Origin of the sequence: Actinomadura spongiicola, assembly GCF_003432485.1 — a bacterium.
Classification (GTDB): Bacteria; Actinomycetota; Actinomycetes; order Streptosporangiales; family Streptosporangiaceae; genus Spirillospora; species Spirillospora spongiicola.
Genome location: NZ_QVNQ01000001.1, coordinates 102,904 through 127,707 on the forward strand (window position 1 = coordinate 102,904; position 24,804 = coordinate 127,707).

Sequence of the window (24,804 nt, forward strand, 5' to 3'; positions counted from 1 at the left end):
TCAGGCCGTCCCGTTCTCCAGGCCGAGCATTGCCAGAAGGCGCGCGGTCGGCACGACGATACGGCGCCCGATTCGAATCGTCGGGATATCGCCGCGGCGTGCGGCGTCGTAGGCCGCGGCGCGCGAAAGACCGATGATGCGCCCGGCGTCCGGCACCGTGAGTGTGGGCTGTAGCTGGGGATCGGGAATCGGCATGGGGGCCTTTGTGGGCATCGGCGCTCTTCCTAACAGGGATGCTGTCCATCCTGTGTGGACTTGATCTCTTCCGTTTAAGATCATTCCGTTAGGTGTCGCCCCGTGTCAATCAAGGCTGCTACTCTTCTTATATGGAAGAAATCCATGCTTCGAAGCGACACCGGAACGGCATCGGCGATACGGGCGCCTACGTCGCCGAGAACGTCCGGCGGTTCCGCACTCTGCGTAACCTCTCCACGGCTCAGCTTGCCGAGCGACTGAGTGCAGCGGGCAGGCCGATCCTCGCGAACGGCATTACGAAGATCGAGGCGGGGACGCGTCGGGTTGACGTTGATGACCTGGTGGCGCTGGCTGCCGTTCTCGGCGTCAACCCGTCGGCGCTTCTCTTCGTCCCGGAGGATGACGCGAGCACGGCGATGTCCGTAACCGGCGCCGGTCGGTTCAGTTGTGAGGAAGTCTGGGACTGGGCGGACGGACGCGCGCCGCTCCGTGACCGTACGTTCTTCGATGAGCGTGAGGAGCGCGAGGAGTTCACGCGCTTCCAGCTCGACGCCCGCCCGCCGGGCCGCCGCGGCTACGAGCTCCCCGAGTGGCTCAAGGGTGATTCCCAGTGAAGGGGTTCGCGTTCAAGCGATGCGGGTGCCGCAACCCCGAGACGGGGAAGCCGTACGACACGAAGTGCCCGGACATCGAGAAGAAGAACCACGGCTCATGGTGGGCGCGGTACGACGCGCCAGCCACCGCGGACGGTAGGCGCCGGCGGCCGCGGATCGGCCCTTTCAAGACCAAGAAGGAGGCCGAGAACGCGCTGGCCGAGGCGCTGGCGAAGGTCGGTAAGCGTGGCCACACGGCGGACCACGCGCTGAAGGTCGGCCCGTACCTTGACCGGTGGCTCGCGGGCAAGGTGGACCTGAAGGACTCCACGCGCGAAAGCTATGTGGAGGCCGTGAACCTGTACCTGAAGCCGGGCCTTGGGCACCTCCGCCTGGTCGACTTGCGCGACTACCACGCCAGCGAGCTCTACGCCGAAATGGCGGTGATCAACCGGCCGTTGCCGGACGGCGAGAAGCCGAGCGAGCTCATGCGGCGGCTGGTGGCTGCGCGCGCCGATTCGGTGAAGAAGACACTCGCCGAGGGGGAGAAGCGCGGGAAGAAGTCGACAAAGCCGCTGTCTCCTGCGCGGATCAAGCGCGTGCATGCCGTGCTGAGTTCGGCCCTGGGGAGCGCGGTCAAGAAGTCCAAGCTGCTCGACTACAACCCCGTGGAGAACGTCGAATTGCCGCGCGGTCCGCGGCCTAAGCCGCTCGTGTGGACGGCCGGACGGGTCGCCCGGTGGGAGAAGACCGGAAAGGCGCCGAGTCCGGTCATGGTGTGGACACCCGACCAGACCGGCGCGTTCCTCGACTTCGCCACGGCGATCGAGGAACGGTTCTACGCGCTGTTCCACCTGGTGGCGTTCCGAGGCCTGCGCCGTGCCGAGGTGGCCGGACTACCGCGCGCCGAGCGAGACCGAGACGCGGGCACGATCACGATCCGCGAGACGCGCCCGGATGACGACCTGGACCCTGACGACGCCAAGTCGGAGAGCGGCGAGCGAGCCATCACGCTCGACGCGGGGACGGCCGAGGTCCTGGACGAATGGGAAGACCTGCAGGACGCCGAGCGGCGCGCGGGCGGGGACCTGTGGGAGGACAACGGCCTGATGTTTACGCGCGAGGACGGTTCGGCGCTCCGGCCGGAATGGATCTCCCAACGATTCGAAGCGATCATCGAGCGGTACGCCACGATCCGCCAGCGGTACGCGGACGGGTGGACGGTTGCCGAGATCGCCAAGCGTCACCGCGTCCCCGCCGAGGCGGTGCGCGTGGCGCTCGACGGCGGCCCGCTACCGCCGATCCGGTTCCACGATCTCAGGCACGGCGCGGCGACGCTGAGCCTCGCGGCCGGTGTCGACATGAAGATCATCAGTGAGACGCTCGGCCACTCGCGGTCCAGCTTCACCGCGGACGTCTACACGTCGGTCATCCCGCAAGTGGCGAAAGCGGCGGCCGAAGCAACGGCTACGGTCGTTCCCCGCCGGACCGGACCCACAATGGACCCACAAGACGAGTCCAGCGCGCTCGCCGAAGTCATCGACTTCCGCGAACGCGCTGGTCAGAGAGCGGAGGATCGGGGATTTGAACCCCGGATGGGCGTAAACCCAAACCGCATTAGCAGTGCGGCGCCATAGACCGGACTAGGCGAATCCTCCAGTGCCGTCAGGCCTAGACAGGCTACCGGTTCGGCGTACCAACCGGCAAAGTCCAAGCTGCGGGTCCCAGAAGCATAGTCGGAGACCCCGCCACTAGGCGACGGCGACGAGCCGGCGTTCCGCTCCCGGGGCCGCGGGAGCGGACCGTCGATGGTCAGCCGCCCAGGCGGAAGCCGTTGAAGCCGCAGGCGTCGGCAAGGTCGTTGCCGTGCCGCTGGATGTCGGCGACGTTGGGCTGTCCCATGGACGAGGTGTTGCCGGAGCTGAGGTTCCGCAGCATCTCGGCCGTCTTGTCGAGGTCGCCCGCGAACGCGGTCGCGGCGGTCTCGACGTCGCCACCGGCGTTCTGGCCCTCCGAGCGGACCTTGGCCGCCGTGTCGGAGAACTTCTGGGCGGTCGCCGAGGCGCCGCCGGACGACGTCATCGACATACTGCTGGTGGAGAAGCTCCGCAGCTCGCTCTCGATGTTCTTGCACGCCGTCGACTTCTTGCCTCCGGCAAGGGCGTCGACCGCCCCGCAGCCCGTGGAACCGAGCAACAAGCCACCGACGGCGAGAGCACCGATCAGCTTGGTGGCGGACATGCGCATGTGGACTCTCCTTCAGGGGGGTGGGGCTTGAACGACAGGGACCCCCGTGGTCACTCCCGTCGCAATCACCCCTTTGGCGTACCTCGACCACAAAGGGTTCCGTGACACAGCTCACAGTTTGCGGGTCGCGCATCGGTCAATCGATTCGCGGTGAGGTCCGCGGAGCCGGTACAGTGATCCCGGCAAGCACCCGTAGCTCAACGGATAGAGCATCTGACTACGGATCAGAAGGTTAGGGGTTCGAATCCCTTCGGGTGCGCCCACCTCAGAGGGCCCCTTCCGATCTTGGAAGGGGCCCTCTGCGTGGGCCATGGGAGCCACGTTGGGAGCCACGGGCTTCGATCAGGTCCCGAAGAGGGCGCCGCTCATGGCCTCAGCCGCGGCCCGCTTGTCGTCGACGAGCAGATGCCCGTAGACGTCCTTGGCGACCGTGATGGACGCGTGCCCGAGGATCTCGGAGACGACGGCAACGGCGTCCCTTGTGCGAGCGTCAGCGACGCGCCCGAGTGCCGCAACTCGTGCGGATGCCAGTGCCCGAGACCCGCCCGCCAGTAGGAGTGTGGATGCGGCGTCGGTCGTGGAGCGGGGCGCCTTTCGGTGTCGCCATATTGGACAGAACCCGTCGCCGAGTGCAGGTCTTGTCGGAGCCAGGGGTTGGACGGTGCGGCAGGGCAGCGGTCACGGGGCTGCGGAACCGTCGGCCGGAACCGATCGTCTCAGCGGCATGAGCGTGTCAACGACGGTTCTGCCGCTGGCGGGGGTGGTACTTGGTTCTGCCGGGACCCTGATCGGTCAGTACCTGTCGACACGTGTGGAGGCACGGCGCGCGAGGTTCGAGCAGGCCAGTGCGGAACGCTCAGAGCGTAAGGCGGCGCTCTTGGAGTTCCTGTCCGCCGCCCAGCAGGTGGAGCTGTGCTTGGACCGGCTGTCCATGGGAGAGCAGCTTGACGACTCCGAGAGGTGGCAGCACCTGCATGCGCTTTGGCTTGCCAAGAAGGTTCCCGAGCTTGTGTGCTCCTCTCCCGTCGCGCAGGCTGCCCACGACTACACCGCGGCGCTCCATGCGCTGCTCCGGGGCCAGGCCGTGGGAGAGGGCACACCGTCCAAGCGTGACCTGCGTTTCGCGTTCCTGGAGGCCGCCCGCCGAGAACTCGGGACAGCGGACGAGCCGTTGAGGAGAGATCTTCCCGTGCGCGAACTCGGCGAGTAGCTACATCGCTTCGGCTCTCCAGGTGCGGGGCTGTGCGGATCGTTGAGTATGAGCCGGGATTTCCGCGGACCGGCGGAGGTTGGCGGGGAGGGCTGAAGGCTTCGCGATCAGGTCAGCCTGGCGTTCAGGGTATTCAGATGTACGCCCTCCGGAGCCTGTTCGTCCAACTTGGTCGTGCGGGAGTGGGCGGATCTCGGCAGACCTGGTGCGCGGCCTCCGAGGGCTTTCCGTCCTGGCTCCCGGGGCCACGGTCGCAACCATCCGGATTATGATCCCGGGTCTTTGCGAATGATGAGGGGGCAGCAGGCGGAGGTTCAGCGGACGGATTGGTGCAGACGGTTCGGAGGCTGTGAATCAGTTGGGTTAGGGGTTCGATTCTTCGGGTGCGCCTATGTCAGAGGCTCTTCCCTCAGGTGCCTCAGCGGAGTACGGCCATGACGTTGTGCCGGCAGTGCCGCCCTCCCGCTCTGCTGGGGGCGCGGGTGTTGTGTGATCCAGTTGCAGGTTGAGTTGGGGGCCGGGTTGCGTGGGGTGCCATCCCAGGGCTAGTGCCTTGGTGATTGCGGCGGCCACGGTTCGAGGGAGGACCACGCCTGCGGGCATGCACCGTGCGTTGCTGGGGTGAGCGCAGGGCAGGGACACCACCAGGCGTGCGCCCGACCCGCTGGCGTGCTGGACCGTGAAGGACAGTGGGGACCAGCCCATGGCCTGGCTGTAGGTGGGGCGGCTGCGTACCTTCCAGCGGAGTTCGGTGCCGCCCACGGTGATTCGGCGTGATTTCTTTCTTGCGAGTGCCATAGGGACCTTTGCTCCAGGGGTTCCCGGGAGTCTAGAGGCCATGATCGGCCGGATCGGGAAACGTGGGTGCGTTGCGGTGGGGGTGGCGGGGAGGATGGAGGCGTGAATCCGGAGCGGTTTGTCGATTCTGATGTGTCGTTGTACGGCTTAGCGGAGGATCCCGTCCAAGTGGTCTGTCCGGTCTGCCGGGAGTGCGCTGAGGTGGTGCCGTGGCCGGGCCTGCGTGTTCGTTACTCAGCCTGGGGGCCTCGGCGTCTCGGGTGTCGTGACTGTGGGCACGTGAGGGACTGGCCCGGCGGGGTGTCGCGCTGGGGCGGTGCGGTCGATCCGTATTTCGGGCAGCCGTTGTGGCTACGGGCGGATTGCTGCGGTGGGCGGACTCTGTGGGCGTTCAACGAGCGCCATCTGGACCTCTTGGAGGGGTATGTCGGGGCTCGGCTGCGGGAACGCGGGGAGTATGTCGGGATGACCATGGTGGCCAAGTTGCCGGCGTGGTTGAAGTCGGCCAAGCATCGCGGGGAGATCCTGCGGGTCATTGGGCGGCTCCGGGCGTCCCTTCCGTAGTTGTGGGTCGTGTGCGTTGGTAGGGGTCTTCGGGGGTTAGGCCGGCGCGGTGGCAGGTATTACGTAGGGCTCGGCTCCGTGAATGCTCCGGCCGTCCCGAGCAGTGGGACGTGCGTTGGGCTGGCAGCGCTGGGCCCATCTCGGTTCGCGGTCGCCGACGTAGGTCGTGCTGTCGAGGGCTTCGATCGCTGGTGCTGGCGTATGGCAGGCCATGTCGTTGGTGAAGTCCGTGTGCGACGACCAAGGACATTCGGGTCTTCTCTGCTCGGATACAAGGTCTCTGAGGGGTGTGCATGTGTCGGACGCCTGTGATGGAAGCTGATGGTTGGCCTTTGTTGGAGGGTCGGATCTAGCAGGAGATCATGCTCGCTTGCATGGCCGGGGGGTTGTGGGTCCGGTTGACGACTGCCGGCTGACACTGCGGGGTCTCGTTGTCGGCGGGGCGGGTCCGGCACCGGTTCCGCGGGTGGCAGGGGAGGCCGAGTGGGGTCGAGGAGGAGGCGCGCGATCGCCGGGCGGTTGGTGGAGGGGTGGATCTAGCAGGAGATCATGCTCGCGTGATTGGTCGGGGGGGTGTGGGTCCGGTTGACGACGGACGGCGCACGCTGCGGGGTCTCGTTGTCGGCGGGGACGGGCCGGGCACTGGTTCCGTGGGTGGCTGAGGAGCCAGGGGTGGTGCGTGGGGGCTGGGCGGTCCAGGTCGTTGCGGGGTTTCGCTTGTCGCATGCGAAACCGTCGGGGTTACTCGGTTAGGGTTTTTAGGACGTCTTCGCCGTATTTGGCTAGTTTGTTTTCGCCTACGCCGTTGATTTGGGAGAGTTCGGTGAGGGTGGACGGGAGGGCGGTCGCGATTTCGCGGAGGGTGGCGTCGTGGAATATGACGTAGGCGGGGACGCCCTGTTCCTTTGCGGTGGCGGCGCGCCAGGCGCGGAGGCGTTCGAAGAGGGGGGCCGCTTCGGGGGCGAGGTCGATGGGGGGCTTGCGGTCCTTGGCGGCCTTTGCGGCCTTGGGGGTGGGGCGGTCTGGTTCGCGGCGCATCATGACCTTGCGTTGGCCGCGGAGGACGTCGGCGCTCGCTTCGGTTTGGAGGAGGGTGCCGTGGTTGCTCTCGACGGCGATCAGGCCTTGGGCGAGCAGTTGGCGGACGACGGCGCGCCATTCGACTTCGCGGAGTTCGGTGCCGACGCCGAAGGGTTTCAGGGAGTCGTGGTCGAACTGGATGACCTTCGCGCTCTTCTTGCCGAGCAGGATGTCGATGATGTGCCCGGCACCGAACTTCTGGCGGCGCTCGCGGTCCAGGCGCACGATTACGGAGAGGACCTTCTGGGCGGCGACGGTCGCGTCCCAGGATTCGGGTGGGGTCAGGCAGGTGTCGCAGTTGCCGCAGGGGGCGCCGGGCTGGCCGAAGTAGTTCAGGAGGTGGACGCGGCGGCATTCGACGGTTTCGCAGAGGGCGAGCATCGCGTCGAGGTGCTGGGTCTGGCGGCGGCGGAACGCGGCGTCGCCCTCGCCGCCGTCGATCATTTTGCGTAGGTTGACGACGTCCTGGAGGCCGTAGGCGAGCCAGGCGGTGGAGGGGAGGCCGTCGCGTCCGGCGCGTCCGGTCTCCTGGTAGTAGCCCTCGACGGATTTGGGGAGGTCGAGGTGCGCTACGAAGCGGACGTCCGGCTTGTCGATGCCCATGCCGAACGCGATGGTCGCGACGATGACCAGGCCGTCCTCGCGGAGGAAGCGAGCCTGGTTGGCGGCGCGTGTCTGGGCGTCCAGGCCGGCGTGGTAGGGGAGGGCCTCGATGCCGTTCTCGGTGAGGAACGCGGCGTGCTTCTCGACGGAGTTGCGGGAGAGGCAGTAGACGATTCCGGCGTCGTCCTTGTGTTCGGTTTGGAGGAGGCGGAGGAGTTGGCGTTTGGCGTCGGTCTTCGGTTCGATCCGGTACTGGATGTTCGGGCGGTCGAAGCTCGCGACGAAATGGCGGGTGTTCGGGGCGGTGGCGTCGAGGTTGAGCCTTGTTGCTATTTCGTGGCGGGTGGCCTCGGTGGCGGTGGCGGTCAGCGCGATGCGGGGGACGTCCGGCCAGCGTTCGTGGAGGCCGGAGAGCATCAGGTAGTCGGGGCGGAAGTCGTGGCCCCATTGGGAGACGCAGTGCGCCTCGTCGATCGCGAACAGGGACACGTTCGCGCGGTCGAGGAGGTCGACGGTCGCGGGGAGGCGGAGGCGTTCGGGGGCCAGGTAGAGCAGGTCGAGTTCGCCCGCCACGAACTGCGCCTCGACGACGCGGCGTTCGTCGAGGTCCTGGGTGGAGTTGAGGAAGCCCGCCTGGACGCCGAGGGTGCGCAGCGCGTCCACCTGGTCTTGCATGAGGGCGATGAGCGGGGAGATGACGATTCCGGTGCCTTTACGGACGAGCGCCGGGATCTGGTAGCACAGTGACTTCCCGCCGCCGGTCGGCATCAGGACGAGCGCGTCGCCGCCCGCCGACACGTGCTCGATGATCTCCCGCTGGCCGTCCCGGAACGCGTCGTAGCCGAACACGCGTCGCAGGACGTCGAGCGTCTCCGGGGTCTCAGGGGAAGTCACCGGCCCATAGTAGGAGCCACCGCCGACGCCCGCCCCACAGAATCCTCACTTGTGGATAACCTCCACCAGCTCGGGCGTGATCTCCTCCAGGTCGTCGGCGACGTGGGCCGCGAGGGCCAGCGCGTCGGGGGTTGGTGGGTGCGTGGGGCGGGGGACGGCGATCACCGGCATGCCGGCGGCGCGGGCCGCGCGGAGGCCGTTGCTGGAGTCCTCGATGGCGACGCAGGCGGGGGCGGGCACCTCCAGCCGTGCGGCCACGGTCAGGTATCCGTCCGGGGCGGGTTTGCCGCGGTCCACCTCTTCGGTCGACACGGTGGCGCGGAACAGTGCGTCCAAGCGGAGTTGGCCTAGTACCAGGTCGATGAGGGCGCGCGGGGACGAGCTCGACAGCCCGAGCGGACGGTACTCCGCCAGACGGCGGACGGTCGACTCTGCTCCCGGTAGTACTGGTGGCCATCCTTCGTACCGCTGGGACATTCGGTCGATCACCTCGTAGGCGACCTCCTCGGCTGATACGCCGTCGACGAGTTCGGAGGCGATGTATCCGGCCCATTCCTCGGTGCTCATGCCCATGAGCCGTTCCTGTGTGTCGGGGAGCCAGCGTCCGTCATGGTCTTCGACGTAGCCGCGACGGACCTCCTCCCATACGGGCTCGGAATCGATGAGGACGCCGTCCAGGTCGAACACGATCGCTTGTACGGGCATGGGTTCCTCCGCGAAGCTTTTTCGGCGCGTCCTACCCTGGCCACGATCACTACCCGGTGCGACCGAAACGGAACCGCGCGCATAGCACGCCCTGATAGCCGACTTGTAGCACCTAATGAGGATTTATCTGACGAGTAAGACTTGATCGCGTCCGGTCTGGCATGGTGTAGGTCCTCCGCCTTCTCCGGAGCTCAACGCAGAGGAGATCTTCCATGGTGTTCCTCGGTTCCCTGTTGGTGGTGGCCGCGATCGCCGCCGTGGTGGGCGTCATCCTCGGAAACACTGGATCCACGAACCTCGTCGCCTTCGGTCAGACCGTGCCAGGCGTGGACGAACTATGGCAGGTATTCCTCGCCGGGGCCGTCACGGCCGTGGTCTTCATCGCCGGTACGGCGCTCGCGGTCATCGGCACGGTCCGCCTGCTGCGCACCCGCCGGGACCTGCGCGACCTGCGCGAGGAGCACGAGGAGTCGCTGACCACCCTGGAGATGGAGAAGCGCCGCCTGCAACGCGAACTCGCCCGCGTCCGCCAGGCCGCCGCCCAGGCCGACGCGTCGGGGGGCGGCTCGTCCGGCCGGGGACGGCAGTCGCGGCGTGGGGCGCCCGCCGCCGCCCAGGGCCCGCGGGTGGGGCCGCGTTCGCAGGTGGCGGCCACTTCCCCGTTCTTCGACCGTAAGGAGTGAGCGGGTCGCTCGCTCGTTCTTGATGATGACGGGGTGTCCGCCGTAATCGCCGTGCGGAGGGATGACGGCGCCCGTCCGTTCCGCGCATGATCGTGGTGTGCGGATTCTTTTCAAGGTGGGCATCACCGCGGTCGCCCTCTGGGTGGCCACCGTGGTGATCGACGGTATCTCGGTGGACGGCGACACGGCCGGCCGTCGCGCTCTCACGTTGGTCGCCGTCGCCGCCATCTTCGGCCTCGTCAACGCCATCATCAAGCCGCTCATCAAAACGCTCGGGTGCGCGTTCTACGTGCTGACGCTCGGTCTGATCGGGCTCGTGGTGAACGCGCTGCTGCTCTGGCTCACCAGCGAGCTCGCCGGGGAACTCGACCTGCCGTTCCACGTCACCGGCTTCTGGCCCGCGTTCTGGGGCGCCATCGTCGTCGGTGTGGTCGGCTGGCTGCTGCACCTTGTCGTTCCTGAGAAGGACGACAAAGACTGACGTCAGCGGACGTCCACGAGGCTCGGGGCGGCCGTGGCGGCGCGTTCGAACGGGCTCGCCTCCAGCCTGCCGGTGGGCGCGTCGGCGTATTCGCGGTAGTCCGGCGGACGGACGCCCGGCGCGCTCACCAGGACCCAGGCGCGGGAGCGGACGGCGCCGATGAGGAACTCCGCGTCCGTGACCGCGCACGCGTCCGCGACGATCAACGTGTCGAACTCCTCGTCGCGGCCGGTGAGGCCCACCCCGGTCGGGGTCCCGACGACCAGGTCGGCGGTGCGGAGCAGGACGTCGCCCCCGGCGGAGCGCTCACCGGCGGTGTAGGCGGTGAGCTCCTCGATGCGGGCCATCGCGCGGCGCTGGTGGTCGGCGACGGCCTCCGGGGCGGTGGTGGGGTCGGTGCCGCAGATCTCCAGGACGTTCTCCCGCGAGCCGGCCTCCGTCCGCCGGGCCGTCTCCAGGTCGTCCTCCATGGCGGACAGTTCCTCCGTCGCCGCGGCGTCGTGCCGTTCCAGCGCCACCGCGGTCTCCGCCGCGTGGGCCGTGGCCGCCTCCGCGTCCGACCTGGCCTGCCGTGCCGTGGCCAGGGCCTCCTCGCGGGACGTCCGGGCCGTGTTCATCCGGTCTTCGATGGCTTGGGCGGTTTGTTGCGCGAGGCGTGCCTGGGTCGCTTCCTGCGTCGCCTTTTCCACCGCTGTTGAGGCTAGGCGGGCTTGTTTCTGGTGTTCGGCGGTCGCGGTCTCTCGTTCCGTCGCCAGCCAGGTCAGCTCCGTGCCGAGGCGCCGTTGCGCCTCCTGCGCCTGTTGCAGCCGCGCCCCGCCCTCGGACACGAACGACGCGAGGCCGCGCCGTACCCGTTCCGCGTGCTCGGCGGCGTCCTTGGCCTCCCGCGCCTTCTTGGCGGCCTCGTCCGCCTCCCGCGTACGGCCCTTGACCTCGGCGCGCAGGGACCGCAGCTCCGACGGCGGCGACGCCACGTGCAGGCGCTGCCCGAGCGTCATCTTCCGGCGCAGCGCCGACAGTGCCGACTCCGCCGACACGAGCCGGTAGTAGGCGGCGTGGCCTTCCGCCGCCGCGTCCGCGTCCTCCGCCGCCAGTCGGTGCGCCTCCTCCGCGGCCGCGGGCAGCGCCTCCTGTGCGCGTGCCAGCTCGTCCTTCAGGGACGCCTCCGTCTGGCGCGCTTCCTGCAACTCCGTCTGCGCTGTTCTGGCGCGCTCGTCGAGTTGGGCGCATCGGGCGTACGCGGCGTCGGCGGTCCGGGTCAGCGCGTTCGCCTCGGCCGCCGCTTCCTCCGCGATCGCTCGGAGCCGTTCCGCTTCCGCGCGTGGGCCCTCCAGCTCGGCCTCCGCCTCCGTCTGGACGGCGGCGAGCCGTTCCGCCTCCGCCTCGGCCTCGACGGCGGCGTTCTCGGCGTTGGCGGCCGCGTTCCGGGACTCCTCGATCGTCGCGGTGAGCGTCGCCCTCGCCGCGTCCAGGGCCTCGCGTCGCCGCAGGTTCTCGGCCTCGACGGCCCGTAGCGTGGCCGCGTCCCGTGGCCACTGCTCCAGCCACATCAGACCGCGCCGCAGCAGCTGCGTCTCCGTCTCCCAGGACACCCGCCACGCCTCTCCGATGGGGCGCAGCGCCGCCGTCCGTACCCTCGTCTCCGGAGCTGACGGCCCCTCCGCCGGGACGGCGGGTTCCGTCGTGGGCATCGGCATCGCGGGGAGCGGCTCGACCCGCGTGACCGCCGGTGTCTCGTTCGCCTCGTCGGCGGGCTGCCCGACCATGGGCTTGAACTCGACCGTCCCGTTCGCGCCGAACTCCCGGACGGGCGCCGGTTCGGCAACCTCGTCGAGTACGGGCGGCAGGGCCTGCGTCTCCACCGAGGGCGACTCCGCCGTGGCGGGCTGCGTCTCGATCATCAGGGAGAAGACCTCGGGGTCGTCCTCCAGCGTCCGCAGCAGGTCGGCTGCCCGTTCCGGTGTCGGCGCGAGCAGCAACGCCCGTCCGTCGGCCGCGGTGACTTCCTTGACGATTCCGCGGACGACGTCGTCGACGTCCTCGGTCTGGACGAGGCGGAGCAGGTCTGTTTTCCCCAGCGAACCGGGTGCCGTCAGGAACCGGGCCAGGACCTGCCAGTCGCCCGTGACCCGCTCCTCGCGCAGGACCCGCAGGGCGGCGATGTGCGGCGCCCACCCGACCGGCGGCACGTCTTCGGGGACTTCCCTCAGGCGGGCGTCGAGCCCCTCATAGAACTCCGACAGTGGCCCGTAGACGCCTTCTACGAGTTCACGTCCGCCCCACTCCTCGTCAACGGCCTCCGTTCCTAGCGGCGGCGTTCCCCCGACCGTCGGGATGGGCATGGTGCCGAACTCCGACCGCGCATCGAGCACCACGTCTTCGACACCCGACATGTCCTTGCCGGAGGGGGCAGAGGTGGATGGAGGTTCGAGGTCTGCGGCGGCTGAAACGTCTGCCACGTCGCCTACAGGCGCCTGAGTCGCGGCCTCGCCGGAGGCGTTCGCAGAAGGTGCAGGTCCGGGCTCGCCGATGACGCCCTCATCGGCCGAGACGCCCAGGGGCACCTCATGTGCGGTCTCGGCGACAATGTCTTCGACACCCGATATGTCGTCGCCGGAGGCGTCCGAGGGGCGTGCAGGTTCGAGGCCTGGGGCGATGCCTTCGGCGGTTGGGACGTCCGTCCAGTCGCCCACGGGCACCTCAGCCGTGACCTCGACATCCGACACGTCCTCGCCGGTGGCATCCAAGGAGGGCATGGGTTCAGGCTCCACTGCCACGCCTTCGACGGCCGAAACGCCCGTCACGTCCTCCACAGGCGCCTCAGCCGCGGCCTTGGCGGCCGCGGCTTCGACCACCGCAGGGTCAGGGACGGTTTCCGCGCTTGTCGCGGGTCCGTCCTCCGGCGCTTCCTGGACGGGAAGCGGGACGGTGACGTTGCGTTCCTCGGAGTCGGGGACGGGTTCGGGCCGCCCGTGTCCAGGAGGCTGTGAGGTTTTGTCCGGTCCCTTGTTCTCTGCTGGCTGTTTCACCGACGTCATCCCGTCCCAGATCGACCGCCCCGGGGCCGTATATCCCCTTCGGCCCGGGACTAACGTCTCACAGGTCAGGGGCTCAGCGGTGACCGGCCAATGCCGCGTGGTGATCCTCACCGTCGCGGGCTTCGGGGTCCGGATGGACGAGCGCGCCCGACAGCCGGGGCAGGGCGTGCAGCAGGCTGTGTTCGGCGTCGACGGCGATCTGGTGGGCGCGGACGACGGTGGAGTCGGGGTCGACGACGACGTCGCATTCGGCGCGGAGGCGGTGGCCGATCCAGCGGAGGCGGACGTCGCCGACGGCGAGGACGCCCGGGGTCGCGGACAGGGCGGCCTCGGCGCGGTCGACGAGCGCGGGGTCGACGGCGTCCATCAGGCGGCGCCAGACCTCGCGGGCCGTCTGCCACAGGACGGTCAGGATCGCGAAGGTGATCAGGAGTCCGACGACGGGGTCGGCCCAGGGGGCGCCGAGGGCGATGCCGCCCGCGCCCAGCAGCACGGCCAGGGACGCGAACCCGTCCGTTCGGGCGTGCATGCCGTCGGCGACGAGGGCGGCGGAGCCGATGCGGCGGCCCACGCGGATGCGGTAGCGGGCGACGAGTTCGTTGCCGACGAAGCCGACGAGGGCGGCCCCCGCCACGGCGGCCACGTGCTCCACAGGCTGTGGATGGGCGAGCCGCTGGACGGCCGCGTATCCGGCGGCCGCGGCCGAGGCGGCGATGGCGAGGACGATGACGACGCCCGCGAGGTCCTCGGCCCGTCCGTAGCCGTAGGTGTAGCGGCGGGTCGGGGGGCGCCTGCCGAGGATGAACGCGATGCCCAGCGGGACGGCGGTGAGGGCGTCGGCGGCGTTGTGAAGCGTGTCGCCCAGCAACGCCACCGAGCCGGTGAACATGACCACCACCGCTTGGAGGACGGTGGTGGCGCCCAGACCCGCCAGGGAGATCCACAGGGCGCGCATGCCCTGCGCGTTGGCCTCCATCGCCGAGTCCACCTTGTCGGCCGCCTCATGCGAGTGGGGCCTCAGGACGTGCGAGACCCGGCCTCTGAACGACCGACCATGACCATGCCCGTGTCCGCTCATATTTACAACAATGACCCGAAAAGCCCGTTGCAACACATCGACAATTGCGCCATTGCCGCAATTGAGCGGTATTTGTCAGTGCGGGTTTGTGGCCAGTAGCTCCGCGAGTAGATCGTCCAGGGTGACGATGCCCGTGAACTCGTCGCCCTCACCGTTCACCACGGCCAGTTGGGCGCGGGCGCGGCGCATCCGGCTGACCGCGTCCAGGACGGTCGTCTCAGCCGTGAGGACGGGCGCGGGGTGGGCCAGTTCACCGGCGCGGCGGTCGCCGTCCGGTTCGGTGATGGCCGCCCGGACGTGGACGATCCCCGTCATCGCGCCGTCGCCGTCGCGGACCAGCATCCGGTTGTGGCCGCTGGCGGTCGCGGTCTGCCTGATCTGCGCGGCGGTCGCGTCCGCGCCGATCGTGGTGACCGACGTGGCGGGCACGACGAGGTCGCCGACCGTGGCCTCCCGCGCGGAGATGGCCCGGCGGAGCAGTTCGTGGTCGCGGCGGCCGATGAGGCCCAGGCGCCGCGACTCGCCGACCAGATGGCTGAGCCGCGCCGGGTCGGTGTGGTCGTCCAGCTCGTCCTTCGGGGTGACGCGGAAGAGCCGCAGCAGGGCGTTGGTCGTCTCGTTCAGCGCCGACAGGATCGGCCGGGACACCTTCGCGAACGCGCGGAACGGCAGGGCGAGGATCAGCGCCGAGCGTTCCGGATGCGCGATCGCCCACGACTTCGGCGCCATCTCCCCGACGACCATGTGCAGGAACGTGATGACGGCGAGGGCGCAGCCGAACGCGATGGCCTTGGCCCCGGCCTCCGGGACGCCGAGCGCGTGCAGCGGCGGTTCGAGGAAGTGCTCGAACGCCGGTTCGGTGACGATCGCGAGGCCCAGCGAGCACATCGTGATGCCGAACTGCGCGCCCGCGAGCATCAACGACAGTTCGCGGACGCCCGCGACGGCGGCCACGGCGGGACGGCTGCCCTTCGCGGCGGCGCGTTCGAGCTGCGGCCGGTTGGCGGCGACCAGGGCGAACTCGGCCGCCACGAAGAACCCGTTGCCGAACAGCAGCAGGACGGTGATCAGCAGCATGGTCAGCGGGTCCATGACTTCTCCCCCGTCCCGTCACCGGAGGCGGCCTGGGCGGGCACCTGGCTGGGCGCCCGCTCCTCCGCCGGCGCCGTCCTGATCATGATCTTCTCGGCGACCCGGCGGGCCACGCTGACGACCTCCAGGTCGACGGGCCCGGCGTCCAGCTTGACGGTCAGCCGGTCACCCGGGCGCGGCAGCCGCCGCAGCCCCGCCATGACGAGCCCGCCGAGGGTGTCGTAGGCGTCGCCCTCCGGCAGGTCGAGGCCGGTGAGGCGGCCGACCTCGTCGATGCGCAGGCCCGCGTCGACGAGCCAGGACCCGTCGGGGCCGGACGTCGGGGTGTCCTCCCGGTCGGTCTCGTCGGCGATCTCCCCGACGAGTTCCTCGGCGACGTCCTCGAAGGTGAGGATCCCGGCGAGGCCGCCGTACTCGTCCACGACGCAGGCGAACTCCTCACCGGAGTCGCGCATGCGCTCGATCACCCCGTACAGCGGCTGGCTGCCGGGGACGAGCAGCGCGGGCCGGGCGACCTGACCGATCGGCGTCGTCTGGTCGAGCGCGTCATCGGCGACCTCGCGGACGCCCGCGACACCGACGACGTCGTCGGTGTCCTCCCCGTAGACGGGATACGCGCTGTGCCCCGTCTCCCTGATCAGCGCGACGAGGTCGGCGACGGGCGCGGTCGTGGGCAGGGTCCTGACCTGCGGCCGGGGCACCATGACCTCGTCGGCCGTCAGATCACCGAACGACACGGCCCGCTCCAGCAGGCCGGACAGGTCGGCGGGCAGATGCCCGGAGCTGTGCGACTTGCCGATGATGTCGCCGAGCTCTTCGAGCGTCGCGCCACCGTGCAGTTCCTCGACGGGCTCGACCCCCACCGCGCGGAGCAGCCGTTCCGCGGCGCGGTCGAACAGCCGGATCAGCGGCCCCGCCACCGTCAGGTACAGGAGGGTGGACGCGGACAGCGCACGCGCCAGCGACTCGGCGCGGGCGAGCGCGAGGTTCTTGGGGAACAGTTCCCCGAGCACCATCTGAACGAGCGTCGCCAGGACGAACCCGGTGGCGAGGGCGATCGCACCGGTCGCGCCGGTCGGCACGCCCACGACCTCAAGGACGGGCCGGATCAGCTCCGCGAGAGCGGGTTTGGCGATGAATCCGACGACCAGGGTCGTCATCGTGATGCCGAGCTGCGCCCCCGACAACATGAACGACAGCCTGCCGATGACCTTGACGGCCCGCCGGGCGGACGTGTCACCGCGGTCGGCTGCCTGTTGGAGCGTCGCGCGGTCTGCGGCGACGTAGGCGAATTCCTGGGCGACGAAGTAACCGGTGGCGGCGGTCAGAACGAATACCGCCAGAACACCCAGTACCGCGCTCACCATGAGGCACCGGGTCTATGACTGGGGTCCGACACCGCGGACTCACCACTCCTCTCGTATCGCTACTAACACTCGTAACGTCACCTGGGACAACGAGGTTCCCCAGGCACAGGGTACGGGCGCGGGACGACGGTGGCGCGGGGGGCGTTCCCCGAACGGCCCCGGGTACGCGAGATCAACTCGGTTTCCCCGGACGCTTGTCTTCGTTCAGTGTCACGGATCACACTTATAAGTGAGCGTACGTCCGAGACTGGGCTGGTCCGTGCTCCCAGACCGCCCGTTTCAGGACATGCTCGGGGGGATGGTCGGACAGCGATCGCGGGGCTGACGTTGGATCAAAGCGGGGCAGGGGCCGCCGCGCCCATGAGCCGGGAGGGCATCGACCATGCCCTGCGCAAGCTCCGCGAGGACCGCGACCGCATCTCGGCGTCGCTCCTCGACCTCGACGGGCACCAGGGCAGCCGCCTGCTGGAGGGCGCCAGGCTCACCGGCGAGACATGGCGTCGCTGGGAGGACGCGAAGTCCAGGATGACGACGCTGTGGGCGCTGTTCGACGTCTACCAGACCGTCCTGGACACCGCGACGGAGCTGCGGGAACGGTCGCCCCGCCCGGACGCCGCCACGCTGATCGAACTCTCCGGCCTGCTCGCGGGCCGGTCGGTCGAGCTTCCCGACGGGGAGATCCCCCTCCAGGACCGCACGCTCCTCGGCCCGAGCGAGCGACGGGTGACGCTGGACGAGGCGGTCGCGATGATGTCGGACGCCTACGAGTTCGTCGCGGGCGAGATCGCCGCCGCCGACTCGGCCTGGACGGCACTGCTGCTCCCCCTGGAGGAGGTCGAGGGGTGCTGGCGGGAGACGGCGCGACTGGCACACTCCCTGGACGGCACCCGCCACCCTGAACTGGACCGCGTCGGCCGCGAACTGACCTCGCTCGGCCGGGTCGTCCGTACCGACCCGCTGTCGCTCGTCCGGGACGGCCGTCCCGACACGACCCGGCTCGACCGGGTCCGCGCCGCGCTGACCTCGCTGGGCGACGAACTGGCGGGCGTCGCCCGGATGCGCGACGAGTACGACGAACTCGTCGCCCGCGTCCTGGCGTCCATCGAGGAGATCGAGAGCACCGAGCGGCGTGCCCGGGAAGCCCACGCGACGGCCCTGGCCAAGATCCACACGCCGAATCTGCCCGCGCCGTCCCGGGGCCTCGGCACCGCGCTCCGCGACCGCCTCGCCGCCCTGGAACGGCTCCGCGAGGCGGGCCGCTGGGTCGAGATGGCGGGCCGTTTCGCCGAGTTGGAACGCGCCGCCGACGAGGCCCTGGAACGGGTCCGCGGTGACCTGCGTCTCAGTGCCGGTCTGCTCGACCGGCGAGGCGAGTTGCGGGGACGCCTGGAGGCGTACCGGGCCAAGGCCGCACGGCTCGGCCTGATCGAGGACGAGCGGCTCACCGAGCTGTACGGGCAGGCCCACGACGTGCTGTGGACGGCGCCCTGCGACCTGCGAAGAGCCACCACGGTGCTCACGGAGTTCCAGCGGGCGCTCAGAGCGTGCGAAAACGAGACGAGGACCCGGCGATGAACCGATGCGCCCAACCGGGCTGCACGGGCGAGATCGAACCGGACGGCTTCTGCAACATCTGCGGCTTGGCACCACTCGCCCCGCCCCCTCCCACCCAAACCCCACACCCCCACTCCCCACAACCACCTCAAGCACCCCAAACCGAGCAGAAGACACAGAAGGCTCAACCCGAGCAGGCCGCACAGACCGGGCGCCCCGGGCAGGCCGAGCGAGGCGGGGTGGGTGGGCAGGGGGCGGGTGGACGGTCGGTGTCTGGTGGTGTGGGGAGTCGGGGGTCGCGGAGTGTCGGGTCGGGGCGGACGGCGTCGCGGGGCGGTTCCTCGGGGGCCAGTGGTTCGGCCAGGCGCGGGATGCTCGGGGCCGGGCTGGTCGAGGTGCCGCCGGTGCCGACCCGCGATCCCGCTTCGGCGATCATGGAGAAGCCGGAGGTGCCGGAGAACCGGCGGTTCTGTAGCCGGTGCGACGAGAAGGTCGGGCGTAGCCGGGGCGGGCGGCCCGGACGCACCGAGGGGTTCTGCCGGAACTGCGGGCATCCGTTCTCGTTCACGCCGAAGCTCCGGCCGGGGGAGATGCTCGGCGGCCAGTACGAGGTGCTCGGGTGCCTGGCGCACGGTGGCATGGGGTGGGTGTACCTGGCCCGTGACCACAATGTCAGCGAGCGGTGGGTCGTTCTCAAGGGGCTGCTCGACACGGGCGACGCCGACTCGCTGGCCGCGGCGACGGCCGAGCGGGCGTTCCTCGCCGAGGTCGAGCATCCGAACATCGTCAAGATCTATAACTTCGTCCGGCACGGCGACTCCGGGTACATCGTGATGGAGTACGTCGGTGGGAGGTCCCTCAAAGACATTCTGCTGAGTCATCGGAGTGAGCACGGTGACGACACGTCACTGCCTCTCGGCCAGGTGATCGCGTACGGGCTTGAGGTGTTGAGCGCGCTCGGGTACCTGCACGGTGTCGGGCTGCTGTACTGCGATTTCAAGCCCGACAACGCGATCCAGTCGGAGGAGCAGCTCAAGCTGATCGATCTCGGCGGGGTGCGGCGGGCGTTCGACGTCGACAGCCCGATCTTCGGCACGACCGGCTACCAGGCCCCCGAGATCGGCTCCCGGGGACCGTCGGTCATGTCCGACCTGTACACCGTGGGACGGACACTCGCGGTTCTGAGCCTCCCCTTCCGCGGGTACACGCGACGGCATCTGCGCAGCCTCCCGCCCAAGGAGGAGGTGCCGCTGTTCCAGCGGCACGAGTCGTATCACCGGCTGCTGCGTCGCGCGACGCACCCGGATCCGGCCCGCCGGTTCCAGAGCGCCGCCGAGATGGCCGAGCAGCTCACCGGCGTCCTTCGGGAGGTGCTGTCCACCGAGGACGGACGCCCGAGGCCCGCGCCGTCGCCGCTGTTCGGGCCGGAGCAGAACACGGCGGGCGCCGAGATCGTCGGACTGGACGGCGCCGCGACCGCGCCGATCCTGGTGCCGTTGGAGCCCTCGGCGGCGGCCGCGGCGCTGCCGGTTCCGTTGGTGTCCGGCGCGGATCCGGCGGCGGCGTTCCTCGCCGGGCTCACCGCCCGCGACCCGGGGGACCTGGCGGCGGCGCTCAGTGCCGCGCCGTTCGCGTCCCGGGAGGTCAGGCTGGCGCTGGCCCGCGCGAGGATCGAGTTGGACGATCTCGGCGGCGCGGACCGGCTCCTGGAGCAACTCGCCGTCGAGGACCCCGACGACTGGCGCGTCGACTGGTACCGGGGCGTCCGCGCGCTCGCGGACGGGCGCGGTGGGGACGCCGCGGCCGTCTTCAACGACCTGTACGACCTCGCGCCGGGTGAGCAGGCGCCCAAGCTGGCGCTCGCCTTCTGCCACGAATTGACGGGCGCCCTGGCGGAGGCCGACCGGTTCTACCAGATCGTGTGGCGCACCGACCCGACGCATGTGAGCGCCGCGTTCGGCCTCGCCCGCACCCGGCTCGCGGTCGACGACCGGCGCTCCGCCCTGCGTGTCCTCGACTCGGTGCCGCGGGTGTCCAGCCACTATCTCGCGGCGCAGCTCGCGGCCGTCGCCGTCGCCGTCCGCGGCCGTCGTCCCGGTGAGCTGGACGCGCCCGCGCTGGTGCAGGCGGGCAGGCGGCTGTCGTCCCTGCGACTCGACACCGAACGGAGGGCCGCGTTCACCGCCGAGGTGCTGGAGGCGGCGCTGACGTGGGTCCGCGCCGGGCGGACGCTGCCCGCCGGGATCCGGCACCAGGTCCTCGGCACCCGCCTTGACGAGCCGTCCCTGCGCGCGAAGCTGGAGGAGACCTACCGCGTCCTCGCCAAACTCGCCGACGGCTCCGGGCACCGGCACACGATGGTGAGGCGGGCCAACGCCGTGCGTCCGAGGACGTTGTTCTGACCATGCAGGGAGCCGGGCAGATGAGCGACGTCCCCGAGTTCACGATCCGCGTGGACCAGAACCCCTACCTTCCGGCCGGTGGGCGGGAGATGCACGCGATCGTGACCGTCGAGGCGCGCTCCCCCGGCGCCGCGGCTTCGAAGGACGCGAGGCGCGCGCCGGCCGCGCAGATCATCCTCATCGACACGTCGGGGTCGATGTCGTACGGGGGCAAGATGGCCGCGGCGAAGCGGGCGGCGCGGGCGGCGGTCAACGCGCTGCGTGACGGCGTGCACTTCGCCGTGGTCGCGGGCGCCAACCGGCCCCGGATGATCTACCCGCAGGGGGAGCGGCTCGTCGGGGCGAGCGAGACGTCCCGGCGCCGCGCGGTGACCGCGATCGGGCGGCTCGACGCGGCGGGCGGCACGGCGATCGGGTCATGGCTGCGGCTCGCCGAGCGGCTGTTCATCGGCTACGAGGACGTCGTCCGGCACGCGATCCTGCTGACGGACGGCAAGAACCAGCACGAGTCCGCGGACGAGTTGGACGCGGCGTTGCGGGCGTGCTCGGGCCGCTTCCTGTGCGACGCACGCGGCGTCGGCACCGACTGGGACGTCGCCGAACTCCGCACTATCACGTCCACGTTGCTGGGCGGGTTCCTCGACGTCCCCGACCCCGCCGATCTGGAGGCCGACTTCCTGGCGATGACCAGGGACGCGATGAACAAGCAGGTCGCGGACGTGACCCTGCGCGTGTGGACGCCCCGGCAGGCACGGCCCCGGTTCGTCAAGCAGATGATCCCGACCGTCGCGGAACTCACCGGCAGGCGGGTCGAGTCGGGAACGCAGACCGGCGACTATCCGCTGGGCGCGTGGGGCGCCGAGGAACGCGAGTACCACCTGTGCGTCGAGATCGACGAACCCGCCGCCGTGGGACGTCGGATGCGGGCGGCTCGGGTGGAGCTGCTCGCGGACGGCGAGGTCCGCGCGTCGGACAACGTCCTCGCCGAATGGACGGACGACGAGTCCAGATCGACGTCCGTCAACGGGCGGGTCGCGCACCACACCGGGCAGTCGGAGCTGGCCGACGCCGTCCAGGAGGGCCTTGAGGCGCGCCGCAACGGCGACGAGGGCACGGCGACGGCCCGGCTCGGGCGGGCGCTGGTGCTGGCACGGGAGGTCGGCAACGACCAGATCTCCGACCTGCTGGACCGGGTGGTGGACGTCGTCGACCCGGCGCGCGGCACGGTCCGGCTGAAACGCGAGGTGTCCAAGGCGGACGAGATGTCGCTCGACACCCGTTCCGTCCGGACGGTCCGGACGCGCCACGGCGGGCCGGGGGGAGGCTGAAGTCATGCCGGTCCGCCGGGACGGGCGCACGGCCGGGTCCGCCGCCGGTAGGTTCGCCGACAGGTTCCCCGACCACCCGCCGTCCTTGCTGGAAGGCCTTCGATGACGCGCACTCCGTCGCACCGTCCGACGGTCGGCACGAGCACGTCCGCGTCACGGTCGCCCGCGGGCACGGCGTCGCGGCGCGAAGGCCGTCCGGCGACGTTCGTCCGGGGGGAGTGGCTCCGGACGATCCCCGGCCGCATCGGCACGCACGTCGCGCTGTGCCTGGCCGCCATCGGCGCGTTGCTGGGCGTCCTGACCGTGACGGTCGGGAACGCGCGGGACTCCGTCGAGACGATCGGGCGGGACGCGGGGCCGCAGGTCGTCGCGACCGGCACGCTCTACTTCGCGCTCAGCGACATGGACGCGCAGGTGGCGAACATCCTGCTCATCGGCCGCGAGCACCGCCTCGGCCTCGGGTACGACGAGTCGCTGCGCCTGTACGAGCGGCGCCGCGCGGAGGCCGACGCGGCGGCGGTGATGGCCGCGCAGCTCGCCGGACGCGACCCGGCGCTCCGCCGGACCGTCCAGGACGTGCTGGACGGGCTCGGGAAGTACGAGCGGCTCGTCGGGCAGGCCATGAAGCTGGACGAGCAGGCCGCCCACGAACCGGGCCGACTGCCGCCGGACGTCGTCGAGGCCTACCGCGAGGCCACCGACCTGATGAGGCTCCAGATCCTGCCGAAGGCGTACAACATCACACTCGACACGGGGGCGCGGGTTCGGCAGTCGTACGAGACGGAACGCTCCGCCGTCCTCGCGGGACGCACCTGGGTCGCCGTGACCGGTGCGATCGCCCTGCTGTTCCTGGTCGCGACGCAGCTCTACCTGGCGCGGACGTTCCGCCGCGTCCTCAACCCCGCGCTGGTCCTCGCGACGCTCGGGACGCTCGCGCTCACCGCCGTCGCCGCGGGCCTCCTGACGGCCCACGTGGGCCACATCAGAACGGCGAAGGAGGACGGCTTCGACTCGGTGCTGCAACTGTCCCGGGCCCGCGCGATCAGCCACAGCGCGTTCGGCGACGAGAGCCGTTACCTCCTCGACCCGGGACGCGCCGACACCTACGAGCAGACCTACCTCGACAAGTCCCTGTCGGTGGTCTACCCGGACATGGGCGACAAGCCGGTGAACCTGGAGAACTACCACATCGGCCTCGAACAGAAGGTCCGCGCCTACGAGCCGGGGCGCGAGGACGTCCCGTTCCTCGGGTTCCTCGGGGACGAGGCCCGCAGGATGGAGAAGGGCCGCGCGGCGGACGCGCTCGCCAGGACGCTCGACGCGTACCGGGCCGTCCAGCGCAACGACGCCTTGATGCGGCGGTACGTGGCGGCGGGGAACCGGGCGGGCGCCATCGACGTGCGGTACCGAACGGCGATGGCGATCCACGACTTCGGCGCCTACGACCAGGCGCTCGGCACGCTGACGGACGTCCACCAGGACGCCTTCGACGAGGCGATCGACGACGCGAACGACGGGTTGCGGGGCTGGACGGCGGTCCCGGCCGCCGGAGCGGCCGCCATCGCGCTGCTGATCCTCGCCGGGGCCCGGCCCCGGCTGGCCGAGTTCCGCTGAAGGGAGACGAGAATGCGCGCCACCTCCCGTGCCACCTCCCGTGCCGGCGCAGGTGCCGGTGTCCGGGCCGCCGCGGCCGTCGTCGTCGCGGCGGCGGGGTTGACGGCCTGTGGCCTCGGCGGCTCGGAGGAGGAGAGCATGGCGGGCAAGGACTCCCTCGTCATCGGGGTCAAGGAGGACCAGCCCGCCCTCGGCGTCAAACGCCCGGACGGCACCTACGAGGGCTTCGACGTCGACGTCGCCGTCTATATCGCGGGCAAACTGGGGATTCCGCGCAGCCGCCTCACGTTCCGGACGACGAACTCGTCCGTCCGGGAGGACGCGCTGGCGAGCGGCACCGTCGACATGATCGTCGCAACGTACTCGATCACGGCCGGGCGCAAGACGAAGGTCACGTTCGCCGGGCCGTACTACGTCGCCCACCAGGACACCTTCGTCCGCGCCGACGCCACCGCGATCAACGACGTGCGGGACCTGAAGGGCAAGCGGATCTGCGAGGTGACCGGCTCCAACTCCTGGCGCCGCGTCATCGAGGAACGCAAGGTCGCCGCGACACCGGTCACCGTGAACACCTACGGCGCCTGCATGGACGCGCTGGCCGCCGGGCGCCTGGACGCCGTGTCCACCGACGACCTGATCCTCGCCGGGTTCGCCGCCGGACGCCCCGGACGGATGATCAACGCGCCGTTCACGGACGAGAAGTACGGCGTCGGCCTCAAGAAGGGCGACCTGAAGGGCTGCGAGGAGGTCAACCGCGCCATCACCGCCATGTACCAGGACGGCACGGCCGGGCGGCTCCTCCTCAAGTGGTTCGGCGGCTCGGGCCTCAAACTGACCACGAGCGTCCCCCAGTTCGAGGGCTGTAACTGAAGGTCAGGGGCGTGAGGTGGACGGAAGGGCGCCGAGGGCCTCGCGGAGGGTCTCGTAGACGGGGATGAACTTGTCGACGCCGGTGATGTGGAAGACCCGCTGGACGCGGGGCGGCAGGGCGACCAGCGCGATGGAGGTACCGTGCTCGGTGGCGCGGCGGTTGGCGGCGACGATCGCGTTCAGGCCCGTGGAGTCGCAGAACGTGACCTCGCGCATGTCGACGACCAAGGGTTCGCCGGACTCGACGACCTTGAACATCGCCTCCTCGAAGCGTTCACGGGACAACACGTCGATGTCGCCCTGCACGCGTACGAGGGTGCAGCGGTCGTCGCGCATCAGGTTGATGTCGAAGTCCATGTCACCTCGCCCCACTCCGGTGGTACCGGCCTCTCTCGGGTGACTCCACAG

20 protein-coding genes, 2 tRNA genes and 2 pseudogenes are annotated in these 24,804 nt (G+C 70.1%); 13 read left to right on the top strand and 11 right to left on the bottom strand.

What is annotated here, in order from left to right:
- A complete protein-coding gene (locus D0T12_RS00465) occupies positions 1-195 on the bottom strand; it encodes a helix-turn-helix domain-containing protein (RefSeq protein ID WP_117397971.1) in 195 nt (64 codons plus the stop codon).
- 131 nt (positions 196-326) lie between these two features.
- On the opposite strand from D0T12_RS00465, the gene D0T12_RS00470 reads away from it, so the two are divergent.
- Positions 327-809, top strand: a complete 483-nt coding sequence (locus tag D0T12_RS00470; RefSeq protein ID WP_117397252.1) for a helix-turn-helix domain-containing protein — start codon at positions 327-329, stop codon at positions 807-809.
- Positions 806-1,018: pseudogene (locus D0T12_RS37240) on the top strand (Arm DNA-binding domain-containing protein); the annotation flags it as partial. The gene D0T12_RS00470 and the pseudogene D0T12_RS37240, both read left to right, overlap by 4 nt.
- A 197-nt stretch (positions 1,019-1,215) precedes the next feature.
- Here D0T12_RS37240 and D0T12_RS36265 read toward each other — a convergent pair.
- Positions 1,216-1,437, bottom strand: coding sequence for a hypothetical protein (locus tag D0T12_RS36265; RefSeq protein WP_233525767.1), 222 nt, complete (start codon positions 1,435-1,437; stop codon positions 1,216-1,218).
- 124 nt (positions 1,438-1,561) lie between these two features.
- Between D0T12_RS36265 and D0T12_RS37245 the strand changes: the two are divergent.
- Positions 1,562-2,158 (top strand): annotated as a pseudogene (locus D0T12_RS37245) (site-specific integrase); the annotation flags it as partial.
- 199 nt (positions 2,159-2,357) lie between these two features.
- Here the strand turns inward: D0T12_RS37245 and D0T12_RS00485 are convergent.
- Both D0T12_RS00485 and D0T12_RS00490 read right to left on the bottom strand, forming a co-directional pair.
- Positions 2,358-2,446, bottom strand: a tRNA-Ser gene (locus D0T12_RS00485).
- A 154-nt stretch (positions 2,447-2,600) separates the two neighbouring features.
- Positions 2,601-3,035: a hypothetical protein gene (locus tag D0T12_RS00490; protein ID WP_117397253.1), complete on the bottom strand. Its 435-nt coding sequence runs from the start codon at positions 3,033-3,035 to the stop codon at positions 2,601-2,603.
- 186 nt (positions 3,036-3,221) lie between these two features.
- Here D0T12_RS00490 and D0T12_RS00495 point away from each other — a divergent pair.
- From D0T12_RS00495 to D0T12_RS00510, 3 genes are all read left to right on the top strand, one after another.
- Positions 3,222-3,294 (top strand) — tRNA-Arg (locus tag D0T12_RS00495).
- A 465-nt stretch (positions 3,295-3,759) separates the two neighbouring features.
- A complete protein-coding gene (locus D0T12_RS00500) occupies positions 3,760-4,245 on the top strand; it encodes a hypothetical protein (protein WP_117397254.1) in 486 nt (161 codons plus the stop codon).
- A 1,077-nt stretch (positions 4,246-5,322) separates the two neighbouring features.
- Positions 5,323-5,607 carry a hypothetical protein gene (locus tag D0T12_RS00510; RefSeq protein ID WP_117397255.1) on the top strand — a complete coding sequence of 95 codons (285 nt, stop codon included), beginning with the start codon at positions 5,323-5,325 and terminating at the stop codon, positions 5,605-5,607.
- Between the two features lie 741 nt (positions 5,608-6,348).
- On the opposite strand, the gene recQ is transcribed toward D0T12_RS00510, so the two are convergent.
- Together recQ and D0T12_RS00520 are read right to left on the bottom strand one after the other, a co-directional pair.
- On the bottom strand, positions 6,349-8,184 hold the full coding sequence (gene recQ / locus D0T12_RS00515) for a DNA helicase RecQ (RefSeq protein ID WP_117397256.1): 1,836 nt from the start codon (positions 8,182-8,184) through the stop codon (positions 6,349-6,351).
- Between the two features lie 45 nt (positions 8,185-8,229).
- Positions 8,230-8,889, bottom strand: coding sequence for an HAD family hydrolase (locus D0T12_RS00520; RefSeq protein ID WP_117397257.1), 660 nt, complete (start codon positions 8,887-8,889; stop codon positions 8,230-8,232).
- A 212-nt stretch (positions 8,890-9,101) separates the two neighbouring features.
- Here D0T12_RS00520 and D0T12_RS00525 point away from each other — a divergent pair, with 212 nt between their 5' ends.
- Together D0T12_RS00525 and D0T12_RS00530 are read left to right on the top strand one after the other, a co-directional pair.
- Positions 9,102-9,572 carry a hypothetical protein gene (locus D0T12_RS00525; RefSeq protein ID WP_199487214.1) on the top strand — a complete coding sequence of 157 codons (471 nt, stop codon included), beginning with the start codon at positions 9,102-9,104 and terminating at the stop codon, positions 9,570-9,572.
- A gap of 97 nt (positions 9,573-9,669) precedes the next feature.
- Positions 9,670-10,053: a phage holin family protein gene (locus tag D0T12_RS00530; RefSeq protein ID WP_117397258.1), complete on the top strand. Its 384-nt coding sequence runs from the start codon at positions 9,670-9,672 to the stop codon at positions 10,051-10,053.
- Positions 10,054-10,055: 2 nt separating this feature from the next.
- Here D0T12_RS00530 and D0T12_RS00535 read toward each other — a convergent pair whose 3' ends face one another.
- From D0T12_RS00535 to D0T12_RS00555, 4 genes are all read right to left on the bottom strand, one after another.
- The gene (locus tag D0T12_RS00535) at positions 10,056-12,446 is read right to left on the bottom strand and encodes a coiled-coil domain-containing protein (RefSeq protein ID WP_117397259.1); all 2,391 of its coding nucleotides are present in this window, start codon (positions 12,444-12,446) and stop codon (positions 10,056-10,058) included.
- A gap of 718 nt (positions 12,447-13,164) precedes the next feature.
- On the bottom strand, positions 13,165-14,067 hold the full coding sequence (locus D0T12_RS00545) for a cation diffusion facilitator family transporter (RefSeq protein WP_233525769.1): 903 nt from the start codon (positions 14,065-14,067) through the stop codon (positions 13,165-13,167).
- Between the two features lie 177 nt (positions 14,068-14,244).
- Entirely contained in the window at positions 14,245-15,261 is a 1,017-nt protein-coding gene (locus tag D0T12_RS00550; RefSeq protein ID WP_117397262.1) for a hemolysin family protein, read from the bottom strand.
- Entirely contained in the window at positions 15,249-16,628 is a 1,380-nt protein-coding gene (locus D0T12_RS00555; RefSeq protein ID WP_117397263.1) for a hemolysin family protein, read from the bottom strand. Before D0T12_RS00555 ends, D0T12_RS00550 begins: the two co-directional genes overlap by 13 nt.
- A 360-nt stretch (positions 16,629-16,988) precedes the next feature.
- Here D0T12_RS00555 and D0T12_RS00560 point away from each other — a divergent pair, with 360 nt between their 5' ends.
- From D0T12_RS00560 to D0T12_RS00580, 5 genes are all read left to right on the top strand, one after another.
- Entirely contained in the window at positions 16,989-18,203 is a 1,215-nt protein-coding gene (locus D0T12_RS00560; protein ID WP_117397264.1) for a hypothetical protein, read from the top strand.
- 350 nt (positions 18,204-18,553) lie between these two features.
- Entirely contained in the window at positions 18,554-20,584 is a 2,031-nt protein-coding gene (locus tag D0T12_RS00565) for a serine/threonine-protein kinase (RefSeq protein ID WP_233525770.1), read from the top strand.
- A gap of 20 nt (positions 20,585-20,604) precedes the next feature.
- Complete coding sequence (locus D0T12_RS00570; protein ID WP_117397972.1) at positions 20,605-21,912, top strand: VWA domain-containing protein; 1,308 nt, start codon at positions 20,605-20,607, stop codon at positions 21,910-21,912.
- Positions 21,913-22,014: 102 nt separating this feature from the next.
- Positions 22,015-23,526, top strand: a complete 1,512-nt coding sequence (locus tag D0T12_RS00575; protein WP_199487216.1) for a hypothetical protein — start codon at positions 22,015-22,017, stop codon at positions 23,524-23,526.
- 12 nt (positions 23,527-23,538) lie between these two features.
- The gene (locus tag D0T12_RS00580; RefSeq protein ID WP_117397266.1) at positions 23,539-24,396 is read left to right on the top strand and encodes a glutamate ABC transporter substrate-binding protein; all 858 of its coding nucleotides are present in this window, start codon (positions 23,539-23,541) and stop codon (positions 24,394-24,396) included.
- 3 nt (positions 24,397-24,399) lie between these two features.
- Here D0T12_RS00580 and D0T12_RS00585 read toward each other — a convergent pair whose 3' ends face one another.
- Positions 24,400-24,753 (bottom strand): STAS domain-containing protein, encoded by a 354-nt coding sequence (locus tag D0T12_RS00585; RefSeq protein WP_117397267.1) that lies wholly within the window; start codon positions 24,751-24,753, stop codon positions 24,400-24,402.
- Positions 24,754-24,804 lie beyond the last annotated feature (51 nt).